General features: G+C 70.4%; 10 protein-coding genes. 9 read left to right on the forward strand and 1 reads right to left on the reverse strand.

Translation table 11 applies throughout. From position 1 onward, the window contains the following. Positions 1 to 86 precede the first annotated feature (86 nt). Positions 87 to 3,521, forward strand: coding sequence for a DNA polymerase III subunit alpha (gene dnaE, locus QMO56_RS08425; RefSeq protein WP_283524889.1), 3,435 nt, complete (start codon positions 87 to 89; stop codon positions 3,519 to 3,521). Between the two features lie 61 nt (positions 3,522 to 3,582). Here dnaE and QMO56_RS08430 read toward each other — a convergent pair whose 3' ends face one another. Then, complete coding sequence (locus tag QMO56_RS08430) at positions 3,583 to 5,646, reverse strand: methyl-accepting chemotaxis protein (protein WP_283524890.1); 2,064 nt, start codon at positions 5,644 to 5,646, stop codon at positions 3,583 to 3,585. Positions 5,647 to 5,935: 289 nt separating this feature from the next. Here QMO56_RS08430 and rpsB point away from each other — a divergent pair, with 289 nt between their 5' ends. From rpsB to rseP, 8 genes are all read left to right on the forward strand, one after another. Then, positions 5,936 to 6,790 (forward strand): 30S ribosomal protein S2, encoded by an 855-nt coding sequence (gene rpsB, locus QMO56_RS08435; RefSeq protein ID WP_283524892.1) that lies wholly within the window; start codon positions 5,936 to 5,938, stop codon positions 6,788 to 6,790. Between the two features lie 28 nt (positions 6,791 to 6,818). Next, positions 6,819 to 7,730: a translation elongation factor Ts gene (tsf, locus tag QMO56_RS08440; RefSeq protein WP_283524893.1), complete on the forward strand. Its 912-nt coding sequence runs from the start codon at positions 6,819 to 6,821 to the stop codon at positions 7,728 to 7,730. 185 nt (positions 7,731 to 7,915) lie between these two features. Further along, the gene (gene pyrH / locus QMO56_RS08445; RefSeq protein ID WP_283524894.1) at positions 7,916 to 8,635 is read left to right on the forward strand and encodes a UMP kinase; all 720 of its coding nucleotides are present in this window, start codon (positions 7,916 to 7,918) and stop codon (positions 8,633 to 8,635) included. Between the two features lie 16 nt (positions 8,636 to 8,651). Next, on the forward strand, positions 8,652 to 9,224 hold the full coding sequence (frr, locus tag QMO56_RS08450; RefSeq protein ID WP_283524896.1) for a ribosome recycling factor: 573 nt from the start codon (positions 8,652 to 8,654) through the stop codon (positions 9,222 to 9,224). 7 nt (positions 9,225 to 9,231) lie between these two features. After that, entirely contained in the window at positions 9,232 to 9,993 is a 762-nt protein-coding gene (locus QMO56_RS08455) for an isoprenyl transferase (protein ID WP_283524897.1), read from the forward strand. Positions 9,994 to 9,995: 2 nt separating this feature from the next. Continuing rightward, complete coding sequence (locus QMO56_RS08460) at positions 9,996 to 10,859, forward strand: phosphatidate cytidylyltransferase (protein ID WP_283524898.1); 864 nt, start codon at positions 9,996 to 9,998, stop codon at positions 10,857 to 10,859. Continuing rightward, entirely contained in the window at positions 10,850 to 12,022 is a 1,173-nt protein-coding gene (gene dxr / locus QMO56_RS08465; RefSeq protein ID WP_283524899.1) for a 1-deoxy-D-xylulose-5-phosphate reductoisomerase, read from the forward strand. The genes QMO56_RS08460 and dxr overlap by 10 nt, the downstream gene beginning before the upstream one ends. Positions 12,023 to 12,079: 57 nt before the next feature. After that, positions 12,080 to 13,189 (forward strand): RIP metalloprotease RseP, encoded by a 1,110-nt coding sequence (gene rseP, locus QMO56_RS08470; RefSeq protein ID WP_408906513.1) that lies wholly within the window; start codon positions 12,080 to 12,082, stop codon positions 13,187 to 13,189. Positions 13,190 to 13,304 lie beyond the last annotated feature (115 nt).

Here is a 13,304-nt window from a genome sequence, read left to right on the forward strand (position 1 = left end):
ATTCATTCTTCCCCGGCTCCGCCTTCGATCCCTTCGCAGGTCGGGGACTCAGGCACGGCGGCGCGGTCTGTGCTAAACCCCGCGCCATGACCGGAAGCTTCGTTCACCTGCACGTCCACTCCGCCTATTCCCTGGCCGAGGGAGCCATCAAGGCGGAGAAGGTGGCCGATCTGGCCAGGGCCAACGGCATGCCCGCCGTGGCCCTGACCGACACGGCCAACATGTTCGGCGCCCTGGAATTCGCCAAGGCCTGCTCCGGCAAGGGCGTGCAGCCGATCATGGGCTGTCAGCTCTGGCTCTCGCGCTCCGCCGCCGATCCGCGCCCCGAGGTGGCCCGCCTCGCGCCCGACTGCGTGGTGGCCCTCGCGACCAACGCGCAGGGGCTGGAGAACGTCCAGCGCCTCTCCTCGCACGGCTTCCTGCGCGACGACCCCTCCGGAAAGCCCGCCATCACGCTGGAACTGCTTCAGCAGCACGCCGAGGGCGTGTTCCTGCTGACCGGCGGCACCTGCGGTCCGCTCGGCCGCCTGCTGCTGGAAGGCCGCCGTGACGCCGCCGTCACCCTGCTGGACACGCTGAAGGAAAGCTTCGGCGACCGGCTGGCGGTCGAGCTGACCCGCCACGGGCTCGACATCGAGCGCGGGCTGGACCCGGCCCTGCTGGCGCTTGCCGACCAGGCCGGGCTGCCCATCGTCGCGGCCAACGACGTCTATTTCGCCAAGTCCGAGATGTACGAGGCGCATGACGCGCTGCTCTGCATCGCCGAGGGCCGGACGCTCGCCGAGCCGGACCGCCGCCGCCTGACCGCCGAGCACTACTTCAAGTCGGCCGCGGCGATGCGGAAGCTCTTCGCCGACCTGCCGGAGGCCTGCGACAACACCCTCGCCATCGCCCGGCGCTGCGCCATCATGGCCGAGACCCGCAAGCCCGAGCTGCCCATCTGCCCCAAGGTGCAGCCGGGCATGACCGAGGCCGAGACGGTGCGCGACATGGCCCGCCGCGGCCTGGAGGCGCGGCTCGATGCCCAGGGGACCACCGACCGCGAGCCCTACCGCACTCGGCTGGAGTTCGAGCTCGACATCATCGAGAAGATGGGCTTCTCCGGCTACTTCCTGATCGTCGCCGACTTCATCCAGTGGGCCAAGGAGCACGGCATCCCGGTGGGTCCGGGCCGTGGCTCGGGCGCCGGTTCCGTCGCCGCCTGGGCGCTGACCATCACCGATCTCGACCCGCTGCGCTTCGGCCTGCTCTTCGAGCGCTTCCTGAACCCCGAGCGCGTCTCGATGCCGGACTTCGACATCGATTTCTGCCAGGACCGGCGCGACGAGGTGATCCAGTACGTGCGTCGCGAATATGGCGAGGACCGGGTGGCGCAGATCATCACCTTCGGCCGCCTGCAGGCCAAGGCGGTGGTGCGCGACGTCGGCCGTGTCATGGGCATGCCCTATGGGCAGGTGAACAAGATCGCCGAGCTGATCCCCTTCAACCCGGCCAAGCCCGTGACGCTGCAGCAGGCGCTCGACGAGGAGCCGCGCCTGCAGGAGATGCGGCAGGCCGACGAGACGGTGGACCGGCTGATGGAGACCGCCCTGGTGCTGGAGGGGCTCTACCGCAACGCCTCCACCCATGCCGCGGGCGTCGTCATCGGCCGCAAGCCGCTGATCGACACCGTCGCCCTCTACCGCGACCCGCGCTCCGACATGCTGGTGACGCAGTACTCGATGAAATACGTCGAGAACGCCTCGCTGGTGAAGTTCGACTTCCTTGGCCTCAAGACGCTGACGGTGCTGCAACGCGCCGTGGAGATCCTGGCCGAGCAGGGGATCACCATCGACCTCGCGCGCATCCCGCTGGACGATGCCCGCACCTACGAGATGCTGGCACGCGGCGATTCCGCCGGCGTGTTCCAGTTCGAAGGTCAGGGCATGCGGGACTGCCTCCGCATGATGCGCCCCGACCGCTTCGAGGACCTGATCGCCGCCGTCTCGCTCTACCGCCCGGGCCCGATGGCGAACATCCCGGCCTATTGCGCCCGCAAGCACGGCGAGCCCTGGGAGCCGGCGCATCCGGCGATGCGCCACCTCGTCGAGGAGACCTACGGCATCCTGGTCTACCAGGAGCAGGTCATGCAGATCAGCCAGGACGTCGCCGGCTACAGCCTCGGCGGCGCCGACCTGCTGCGCCGCGCCATGGGCAAGAAAATCCGCTCCGAGATGGAGGCACAGAGAAAAATCTTCGTGGACGGCGCGGTGAAGAACGGCGTGCCCGAGGGCAAGGCCGGCGAGATCTTCGACCTGATGGAGAAGTTCGCGGAATACGGCTTCAACAAGTCGCACGCCGCCGCCTATGCGCTGGTCGCCTACCAGACGGCCTACCTGAAGGCCAACCATCCCGTCGCCTTCCTCGCGGCCTCCATGACCTTCGACATGGACAAGACGGAGAAGCTGGCCAACCACATGCAGGAGGCGTCACGGCTCGGCATCGCCGTGTTGCCGCCGGACGTGAACCGCTCCGCCGCCGACTTCCGCGTCGAGACCATGGAGGACGGCAAGCAGGCCATCCGCTTCGCCCTGGCCGCGGTGAAGCGCGTCGGCATGCAGGCGATGAAGGACATGGTGAAGGCGCGGGACGCGAAGGGGCCCTTCCGCTCGGTGGCCGATTTCGCCGGGCGCGTGGACCCCAAGCTGCTGAACAAGATGCAGTTGGAGAACCTGGCCCGCGCCGGCGCCTTCGACAGCCTGGAGAAGAACCGGGCGAAGATGACCATGAGCGCCGAGGTCATCCTCCGCCGCGCCCAGGCCGCCGCCGAGGAGCGGACTTCCAGCCAGATCGGCTTGTTCGGTGGTGGCGATGCCCGCCCCGAGCCGCTGCGCATGCCCAATGTGCCGGACTGGCCGGAGCTGGAGCGCCTGACGCAGGAGGCCGAGGCGGTGGGCTTCCACCTCTCCGCCCATCCGCTCGATACCTATAGGGAGGTGCTGCAGAAGCTGCGCGTGGTGCCCATTGCCCAGCTCCAGACGCGGGCGGAGCGCGGCGCGGCGAATCTCAAGATCGCCGGCACGGTGGTGAACAGCAAGGAACGCACCACCCGCACCGGCAGCCGCATGGCCTGGGTGCGCCTCTCGGATGCCAGCGGCAGCACGGAGGTCACGTTGTTCTCCGAGGTGCTGCTGCGCTCACGTCCGCTGCTGACGGAAGGCACGGCCATCCTGGTCACCACCGAGGCACGGATGGAGGGCGAGACCTTGCGCCTCACCGCCCAGGGCATCGAGGCACTCGACAAGGCAGCGGCCGGCGTGGGTCAGATGCTGCGGCTCTGGATCGAGGATCCGGCCGCAGTAGAGCCGATTCGCGACATGCTGAGCCGTGAAGGGCCAGGGAAGGGGCGGGTCGTCCTCATTCCCCGGCTTGCTGCGGGGCAGGAGCTGGAAGTGGCGCTGCCCGGCGCCTGGAACGTCTCGCCGCGGCTGGCGCAGGCCATGAAGGTGGTGCCGGGCGTCTGCGAGGTCGCGACCGGATAAGGCGCCTGCCACGGGCAGGTGGCGCGCGGCCCGATGGCCGGCGCGCCGCCTTTGCCCGGGATCAGGCCGCCCTGAGAGCGGTCAGGAACTGCTCCATCCGGCTGCGCAGGCTGTCCGCCTGCCGGGCCAGCTCGCTGGAGGCGCCGCGCACATCCTCGGCGGCGCGGCCGGTGCGCTCCGCGTCTTCGCTCACGCCGGCCGCGTGGTGCGAGGCCTCCTGCGTGCCGACCGCCGCCTGCGCCACGGCGGAGCCGATCTCCCGCGTCGCCTCCGCCTGCTGCCCGGCGGCTTCGGCGACCACGGCCGTCGCCTCGTTCAGTGCCACGATCATCTGCGCAATCCCGCCGATCTCCTGCGCCGTGCGCTCGGTCTCCGCCTGCATGGTGGCGATCTGCTGGCTGATTTCGCCTGTGGCCTTGGCGGTCTGGCTGGCGAGGTTCTTCACCTCGCCGGCCACCACGGCGAAGCCCTTGCCAGCCTCGCCGGCCCGCGCGGCCTCGATCGTCGCGTTGAGCGCGAGGAGATTGGTCTGGCTGGCGATGCCGGCAATCAGCTGCACCACGTCGCCGATCCGCGCCGCCGCCTCCGAGAGTCCCCGCACCGTGCGGTCGGTCTGCTGCGCCGCCGCCGAGGCCTGCTCGGCGCGGGCCGCGCTGTCGCGCACCTGGCGTGCCACCTCGGCGATGCTGGCCGAGAGCTCCTCCGCAGCGGCGGCCACGGTCTGGACATTGCCGCTGGCCCGCTCCGAGGCGCCCGCAACCAGGCTGGCGCGGTCCTTTCCGGTGGCTGCGATCGTGGCCATGCCGCCGGCCGTCGCGTCCATCTCGGCCGCGGCGCTGGCCACCGTGCGCAGCATGCCGGCGGTCTCCTGCTCGAAGGCCTTCAGCAACTGGCCGACGCGCTGGGCCCGCTCGATCTGCTGCTGCTGCGCCTCGTGCTGGGCCGTGACCATCTCAAGTCGCTCGGCCGAGCCGCGGCGCAGCGTCTCCACCGCCGCCGCCATCTCGCCCAGCTCGTCGCGCCGCTCGCCATGCGGCACCTCCAGGTCGAGATCGCCTCCGGCGATCCGGGTGACGCAGCCCGTCAGCGCCTGCACCGGCCGCACGATGCGCGACATCAGCATCAGCACCGCGACCAGCGCGGAGGCGGCCATCAGCAGCGCCAGGCCGAGTGCGCTCAGGAACACCGTCTGGCTGGCCGCGTGCTGGGTGTCGGTCGTGGTCATCGCCTCGTCCAGCGCGGCATCGCGCAACTTCAGGATCTCCGCCTGCGAGGCGACCGACCAGGGCCGGAACTCGGGAACCGTCGTGCCCCAGTCAGGATTGCCGCCGTCGAGCGCGATGCGGCTCTTCTGCATGATCTCCTGCCAGCGGGCCTCGATCGGACCCCGCGCGGCCGCCTGCTCGCGCAGGGCCGCCTGCAGCCCCTCCAGGTCCGGCAGCGCCTTGATCTGCCGTTGCGCCGCGGCCCAGCTCTGCTCCATGCGGCCGGTATAGACCAGCATGCTCTCATAGACTTTCGGATCGATGGGGGCGCCGCCGATCCAGGCGGTGAGGGAGGTGCTGCGCCGGCCGATGAAGTCGCGGTAGTCCATGGCCGAGTTGGCGACGTTGATCAGCGCCGAGGCCTCGGGCGAGGTGGCGAAGACGCGCCGTGCCGCCTCGAAGGCAAGCCCGCTCAGCGCCTCGACCCCTTCGTTGCGCAGTGCCTGGGTGATCTTGGGCAGTTCCGGATCGCGCGCGGCAAGGGGGCGGGCCAGTTCCTCCATGGTGCGCTGCCGGACCGGCCGGATGCGCGCCAGTACATCCTCCGCCAGCTGCGCCTTGAAGCCGCCCTCCCGGGCGCTGGCCACCGCGGCCGTCAGCCGCTGCTCGGTCACCTGGCCGGAGCGGCGCAGCGTCTCGACGTCCGGATTGGCGAGCTGGAGCTGTCCGGAAAAGGCCCCCACCTCCACCGCGATCGCCGACTGCGCGCGCTGGGCATCGCTGACGGCGCGCGTGGCGAGCTGGGCGGCCTCGGTCCGCTGCAGGTCCGACCAGGCATCCAGGGCCAGCCAGCCGGCCGCTGTCGCGCCGGGCACCGCAACGGCGCAGAAGCAAACCAGGAAGAAGTCCCGAATGCGCACGGAGAGTGCTCCTGTGGAAGTGTCCCTCCGCCACTATCCGGGCCGAGGGTTAAGGCCGCCTTGCTGCGGCACAGAGCCGCGCCGCGCAGCCGCGGTCCGTCCGCGGCATCGCTTGCTTCGCGGCGGGATCCATGGCAATTGCAGCGCAGCCGCCCGTGAGCCGGGCTTGGGGCGGCAAATCCACACGCGGCGCGCCCTTCCGCCTTCCGGCGCAGGGTCCGGTCCCCGTCTTGGGGGTTCAGCGCCGCGGAGGCTCAACCGGACGTGATCTGAAGGAAGGACCGCCGCCATGGCGATGCCCGAAGTTTCCCTGCGCCAGCTGCTCGAGGCCGGTGTCCATTTTGGCCACCACACCCGCCGCTGGAACCCCCGCATGGCGCCGTACATCTTCGGCGTGCGCAACCAGGTGCATATCCTGGATCTGCAGCAGACCGTGCCGATGATGGACCGCGCGCTGCGCACCATCCGTGACGTGGTGGCCGGCGGCGGCCGCGTGCTGTTCGTCGGCACCAAGAAGTCCGCGGCCGAGTATGTCGCCGAGGCGGCGACCCGCTGCGGCCAGTACTACGTCAACCACCGTTGGCTCGGCGGCATGCTGACCAACTGGAAGACCATCACCGGCTCCATCAAGCGCCTGAAGCAGATGGACGAGCAGCTCGGCGGCAACACCCAGGGCCTCACCAAGAAGGAAGTCCTGATGCTGACCCGCGAGCGCGAGAAGCTCGACCGGGCGCTGGGCGGCATCCGCGAGATGGGCGGCCTGCCGGACATCCTGTTCGTGATCGACGTGGTGAAGGAGCGCCTGGCGGTCGAGGAGGCCAACAAGCTCGGCATCCCCGTCGTTGCGGTGGTCGACTCCAATGCCGATCCCGAGGGCGTCGCCTTCCCGATCCCGGGCAATGACGACGCGATCCGCGCCATCAACCTCTACTGCGACATGGTGGCCGGCGCCGTGTTCGACGGCATCAGCGCCGAGCTGCAGGCCTCCGGCGTCGATATCGGTTCGGCCGAGGACCTGGGCGGCGAGGAACTGCCGACGGTCGAGGGCGTTGACCAGGACAGCGTGGCCGGTGCCGTCGCTGAGGGCGAGGCGCTGGTTGGCGGTGCCGACGCCCCGGCCGAGCCGGCCGCGCCGCAGTCCTGAAGCAGAGCCGTCAGACAGGAGCAAACCCATGGCTGAGATTACCGCCGCGATGGTCCGCGACCTGCGCGAGAAGACCGGCGCGGGCATGATGGACTGCAAGAAGGCCCTGGTCGAGAACAACGGCGACGCCGAGGCCGCGGTCGACTGGCTGCGCAAGAAGGGCCTTGCCGCCGCCGCCAAGAAGTCCGGCCGCGTCGCCGCCGAGGGGCTGATCGGCACCGCGACCGGCCCGCAGGTCGGCGGCATGGTCGAGGTCAACGCCGAGACGGACTTCGTTGCCCGCAACGAGCTGTTCCAGAACTTCGTCGCCGAGGTGGCGGGTCTGGTCCTCTCCGTTGGCGACGACGTGCAGAACCTGCTGGCCGCCACCTATCCCGGCACCACGCACTCGGTGCAGGACGAGCTGACCCGGCTGATCGCCACCATCGGCGAGAACATGACCGTTCGCCGCGCCAAGCGGTTCCAGGTCTCTTCCGGCACGGTCGCGACCTATGTCCACTCGGCGGTGAAGCCGGGCCTGGGCAAGATCGGCGTGTTGGTGGCACTGGAAGCGCCCTCTGAGCTCGAGGCGCTGGAGACGCTGGGCCGCCAGATCGGCATGCATGTCGCCGCCGCCCGCCCGGAGGCGCTGGACATCAGCGCCGTGGACCCCTCCGCGCTGGAGCGGGAGAAGGCTGTGCTCACCGAGCAGGCCGCCGGCTCCGGCAAGCCCGCCGCGATCATCGAGAAGATGGTCGAGGGACGGGTCCGCAAGTACTACGAGGAAGTGGTGCTGCTGGAGCAGGTCTGGGTGCATGACGGCGAGAGCCGCGTGAAGGCCGTGGTGCAGAAGGCCGGCGCCAAGCTGACGGGCTTCACCCGCTTCCAGCTTGGCGAGGGCATCGAGAAGCAGTCCAGCGACTTCGCCGCCGAGGTCGCGGCCGCCGCCGGCACCGTCTGATCCGCCTGGCCTGGGCGGGCGCCCCCTGCGCCCGCCCAGGCCGATTGCCGCTCCGCCGGGGCGCCGGCATGCCGGCCGCATCCGGGGCGCGGCCGTTAACTTAGTCGTGGCCTTGTCGTGCCCGGAAGCGGCCCGTATCTTGCCGCGGCTCCCCTGATGCTTCTTGCTGCCGGAATATTCCACCCATGCCCAGCCCGATCTACAAGCGCGCCCTGCTGAAGCTCTCGGGTGAGGCGCTGATGGGCACACGCGACTATGGACTGGACAACGCGACGGTCCGCGAGATCGCGCAGGACATCAAGGGCGTGGCGGAACTCGGCGTTGAGGTCTGCGTGGTCGTGGGAGGTGGCAACATCTTCCGCGGCGTCGCCGGCGCCTCCGCCGGCATGGACCGCGCCCAGGCCGACAGCATGGGCATGCTGGCCACCGTGATGAACGCGCTCGCCCTGCAGAATGCGCTGGAGAAGGCGGGGGTGCCGACCCGCGTGCAGTCGGCCATCCCGATGAGCAGTGTCTGCGAGCCCTTCATCCGCCGCCGTGCCCAGCGCCACATGGAGAAGGGACGGGTGGTGATCTTCGCCGCCGGCTCCGGCAACCCGTTCTTCACCACCGACACCGCTGCGGCCCTCCGCGCCGCCGAGATGGGTTGCGACGTGCTGCTGAAGGGCACGCAGGTGGACGGCGTCTACTCCGCCGACCCGCGCAAGAACCCGCAGGCCGAGCGCTACGTCACGCTGACCTACCTGGAGATGCTGGCGCGCGACCTCGCCGTGATGGACGCCGCCGCGATCAGCCTGGCACGCGAGAACAAGCTGCCGATCATCGTCTTCAATATCCACGAGCCGGGCGCCTTCACCGCCGTGATGCAGGGCGAAGGCCGCTTCACCACGGTCGTGGATCAATAAGAAGGAAGCCCTGGCCATGGCCGCCCCAGCCGATCTGAACACGCTGAAACAGGACCTCTCGCGGCGCATGGACGGCGCGCTGGAGTCGCTGAAGAAGGAGTTCTCGGGCCTGCGCACCGGCCGCGCCTCGCCGGCGCTGCTGGAGCCGATCCGGGTCGAGGTGTATGGCGCGGTACAGCCGCTGGTGCAGGTGGCGAACATCTCCGTCTCCGGCCCCAGCATGCTCTCGGTGCAGGTGTGGGACCGCGGCGCCACCAAGGCGGTCGAGGTCGCCATCCGCGATTCTGGCCTCGGCCTCAACCCGCAGGCGGAGGGCCAGACCATCCGCGTGCCGCTGCCGCCGCTGACCCAGGAGCGCCGCAACGATCTCGCCAAGCAGGCGGCGAAGTATGCCGAGGCCGCCAAGGTGGCGGTGCGCGGCGTCCGTCGCGATGGCATGGACCAGATCAAGGGCTGGGAGAAGAAGTCCGAGATCAGCAAGGACGACGCGAAGGACTGGTCCGACGAGGTGCAGAAGCTCACTGACCTGACCATCAAGAAGGTCGATGAGTTGCTCGCCGAGAAGGAAAAGGACATCAAGGCCGTCTGATCGCCCCATGAGCGCCGCCTCCCTGAACCAGCCTTTCGCGGCGCTGCCGGCCGTCGCGGCCCCTCCGGATGGGCCTTTGCATGTCGGCCTGATCATGGACGGCAACCGCCGCTGGGCGAAGGCGCGCGGCCTGCCGCGCGCCCTTGGCCACAAGGCCGGCGTGGAGGCGGTTCGCCGTGCCATCCAGGCTGCGGCCGATGCCGGCATCGGCTGGCTGACCCTGTTCGCCTTTTCCTCGGAGAACTGGCGGCGCTCGGCGGATGAAGTGCGCGACCTCACCGGGCTGCTGCGCATCTATCTGCGGCGCGAGGTCGCCACCCTGGCCAAGAACGGCGTGCGCCTGCGCGTCATCGGCGAGCGGGAACGCTTCGGGCCGGAGACCGTCGCCGCCATCGAGGCGGCCGAGCGGGCGACGGCGCACAATACCAAGCTGAACCTGACCGTGGCGCTGTCCTACGGGGCACGGGCCGAGATCGCCGCCGCCGCGCGCGCCATCGCGCAGGAGGTGGCCGCCGGTCGCCTCGACCCTGCCAGCATCGGCGAGGAGACGCTCACGCGCCACCTGGCCACGCGGGACATCCCGGATCCGGACCTGATCATCCGCACCTCCGGCGAGCAGCGGCTCTCGAACTTCCTGCTCTGGCAGGCCGCCTATGCCGAATTCGTCTTCCTCGATGTGCTCTGGCCCGATTTCGACGCGAGCCATCTGGGGCAGGCACTGACCGAATACCGCCGCCGCGTCCGCCGTTTCGGGGTGGGCAGCGGCTGACGATGGCGCCTTCCAGCCCGGAGCCTGATTCCGCCAAGCGTTGGCGCGACCTCAAGAAGCGCGCCATTTCCGCTGCCGTGCTCGGGCCGGGCGCGCTGCTCTGCGCCTGGCTTGGTGCCTTGCCGTGGACGGTGCTGATGGCCCTGGCCGTGGCGCTGCTCTGCTGGGAGTGGGTGCGGCTCTGCGGCTTGCGCAGCCGCGCCTGGCCCGGTATGGCGCTGCCGGCGGTGGTGTTCGTGGCCTGTGCCCTGGCGGTCTTCGGGCAGCCGGCGGCCGGGTTGACAATCCTGGTGCTCGGCTTCCTGGCCACCTGGGCGGCGGTGCCCCGGCTGTGCCCGCGTGCCGCCCCTCCACCGCCGGCAAGCTGGCTTGCCCTGGGTGTGCTCTATATCGGCATCGCCGGCATTGCCCTGATCGAGCTGCGGCATGACAACGAAGCCGGGCGTGGTAACATTCTGTTTCTCTTCTTTGTGGTCTGGGCCAGTGATATCGGTGCCTACATGTTCGGGCGCCTGCTCGGCGGGCCCAAGCTGGCCCCCGCCATCTCACCCGGAAAGACCTGGTCAGGCGCTGCGGGCGGCCTGATCTCCACCATGCTCGTCGGCTGGTTCGCGGCAGCCTGGCTGGCCCCCGGCACGCCCTCGGTCGCGCGGGTGCTGATGGTGGCGGCGGTGCTCGGCATCGCCACCCAGCTCGGCGACCTGCTGGAGAGTGCGGTGAAGCGCCACTTCAAGGTGAAGGACAGTTCAATGCTGATCCCCGGCCATGGCGGGCTGCTGGACCGGCTGGACGGGCTGATGGCTGCGGCGCCAGTCGCTGCACTGCTCGCCTTCGCCGTCGGGTACGGGGTGCCGCTGTGGCGGTAGGCCCGCGCCGCGTCACCATCCTCGGCAGCACCGGATCGGTCGGCCGCAGCACGGTCTCCCTGCTGGAGGCAGCGCCGCCGGGCAGCTTCGCCGTGGCCGCCCTGGTGGCGGGGCGGGATGCCGAGGCCCTGGCCGAGCAGGCGCTGCGGTTGCGGCCGCAGATCGCCGTCCTCGCCGATCAGGCCGCCGCACCCCGGCTGAAGGAGCGGTTGGCGGGCTCGGGCATCGCCTGCGCCTGCGGCCAGGAAGCCGTGCTCGCCGCCGCCGCCATGCCGGCCGACTGGACCATGGCCGCCATCGTCGGCGCCGCCGGGCTGGAACCGACCCTGGCCGCGCTGCGCAACGGCGGCACCCTGGCGCTGGCCAACAAGGAGGCGCTGGTCTGTGCCGGTGAGCTGGTGCTGCGGGCCGTGCGCGAGGCCGGTGCCACGCTCCTGCCGGTCGATTCCGAGCACAATGCCATCTTCCAGACGCTGGACGCGCGCGATCCGACGGCGGTGGAGCAGATCGTGCTGACCGCCTCGGGCGGCCCCTTCCGCGAGATGCCGCTGGAGCGCATGGCCCGCGTCACGCCCGAGGAGGCGGTGCGCCACCCCGTCTGGTCCATGGGCGCCAAGATCAGCGTCGACTCCGCCACCATGATGAACAAGGGGCTGGAGCTGATCGAGGCGGCGCGGCTCTTCCCGGTGCCGGAGCCGCGCATCGCCGTGCTGGTCCACCCGCAGTCGGCGGTGCATGGCATGGTGCAGTACACGGACGGCTCGCTGCTGGCGCAACTCGGTACGCCGGACATGCGGACCCCCATCGCCCATGCCCTGGCCTGGCCGCAGCGTATGCCCGTGGAGCTGCCGCGGCTCGACCTCGCGGCGCTGGCGCGGCTGGAGTTCTTCGCGCCCGATACGAATCGTTTCCCTGCCTTGCGGCTGGCCCGCGAGGCCTTGCAGGCGGGGGCAGGGGCCCCCACCATCCTCAATGCCGCGAATGAGGTCGCCGTCGGGCTGTTCCTGCAACGGCGGCTCGGCTTCCTCGACATCGCCGTGGTGGTGGAGGAGACGCTGGCGGCGCTGGGCGCCCCCCCTGTCCCGGACCTCGCCGCGGTGCTGGCATTGGACGGCGCCGCACGGCAGGATGCCTCGGCCCGCGCGGCGCGCCGCGCGGCCTGAACACGCCCTGAGCCCCTGCCCGCCGCGCAGGGGTGGCCAGGGCAGGAGAACGCGACCTTGGACCTGTTGCCTGAGCCCTTCCGCTCGATCATCGCCTTCATCGTGGTGCTGGGCGTGCTCGTCTTCATCCACGAGCTGGGCCATTACCTCGCCGCTCGCTGGCGCGGCGTGCATGTCGATGTGTTCTCCATCGGTTTCGGCAAGCGCATCCACAGCTGGGTGGACCGGCACGGCACCGAATGGCGGCTCTCCTGGCTGCCGCTCGGGGGCTTCGTCAAGCTGCACGGCCAGGAAGGGCCGAGCGAGGCCGATCCGGAGGTGCGCGCCGCCTGGCGTGCCGGCCGGACGTTCCACGACAAGCCGGTGAGGGACCGGGCGATCGTCGTCGCCGCCGGGCCGGTCGCCAATTTCCTGCTCGCGGCCGTCCTCTTTGCCGGCCTCTACATGACGGTGGGCCAGCCGCAGCCGACCGCGACGGTCGGTGCCGTGGTCGCGGGCAGCGCCGCCGAGCGCGCCGGCCTGCAGCCGGGCGACCGCATCCTCAGCCTGGATGGCGCCCCTGTGATGCGCTTCGAGGAGGTCCAGCGCCACATCCAGCCGCGCGCCGGCCAGCCGGTCGAGGTCCGCGTTCAGCGTAACGGTGTGGAGGAAAGTCTGCGGGCGACGCCCGAAGGCCGTGAAACGAACGGCAGCACGGTCGGCGTGCTGGGCATTTCCGGCGGCGTGCCGGAGTTTACGCGCCTCAATCCGTTCAGTGCCGTCTGGGCCGGGGTGGAGCAGACCGCCAACGTCACGGTGCAGACATTGGCCGGTCTCTGGCAGATGATCTCCCAGCAGCGCGGCACGGAGGAACTGGGCGGCCCGCTGCGCATCGCCCAGCTCTCCGGCCAGGTGGCGCAGCTCGGCATTGCCAGCCTGATCTCCTTCATGGCGGTGCTGTCGGTGAACCTGGCGCTGATCAACCTCTTTCCGATTCCGGTGCTGGATGGCGGCCATCTGCTGTTCTACGCCGCCGAGGCCATCCGGGGGCGCCCGCTGCCGCCGCGTGCCATCGAGTACGGCTTCCGCGCCGGATTCGCGCTGCTCCTCGCGCTGTTCATCTTCGCCACCTGGAACGACCTTTCCAGCCTCGGTGTGGTGCGCTGGGTGAGCGGGCTGGCCGGCTGAGTCGCCGGGCGGCGGCCGAGCACTTCGGACGCCGCTCACGCACCGTTCGCTAACATACTGAAAAATTTCCTGATCCACGGAAAGGCCTCGCTTCCCCCGGGGGGGTGGCGGGGCG

This window comes from Roseomonas sp. E05 (assembly GCF_030063475.1).
Taxonomy (GTDB): Bacteria; Pseudomonadota; Alphaproteobacteria; order Acetobacterales; family Acetobacteraceae; genus Pseudoroseomonas.

Excerpts from the sequence above, each read along its gene's own strand:
- frr (WP_283524896.1), top strand. The coding sequence starts at position 8,652 with ATGGCCGCCCCAGCCGATCTGAACACGCTGAAACAGGACCTCTCGCGG.
- rpsB (WP_283524892.1), top strand. The coding sequence starts at position 5,936 with ATGGCGATGCCCGAAGTTTCCCTGCGCCAGCTGCTCGAGGCCGGTGTC.
- tsf (WP_283524893.1), top strand. The coding sequence starts at position 6,819 with ATGGCTGAGATTACCGCCGCGATGGTCCGCGACCTGCGCGAGAAGACC.
- pyrH (WP_283524894.1), top strand. The coding sequence starts at position 7,916 with ATGCCCAGCCCGATCTACAAGCGCGCCCTGCTGAAGCTCTCGGGTGAG.
- dnaE (WP_283524889.1), top strand. The coding sequence starts at position 87 with ATGACCGGAAGCTTCGTTCACCTGCACGTCCACTCCGCCTATTCCCTG.
- QMO56_RS08455 (WP_283524897.1), top strand. The coding sequence starts at position 9,232 with ATGAGCGCCGCCTCCCTGAACCAGCCTTTCGCGGCGCTGCCGGCCGTC.
- QMO56_RS08460 (WP_283524898.1), top strand. The coding sequence starts at position 9,996 with ATGGCGCCTTCCAGCCCGGAGCCTGATTCCGCCAAGCGTTGGCGCGAC.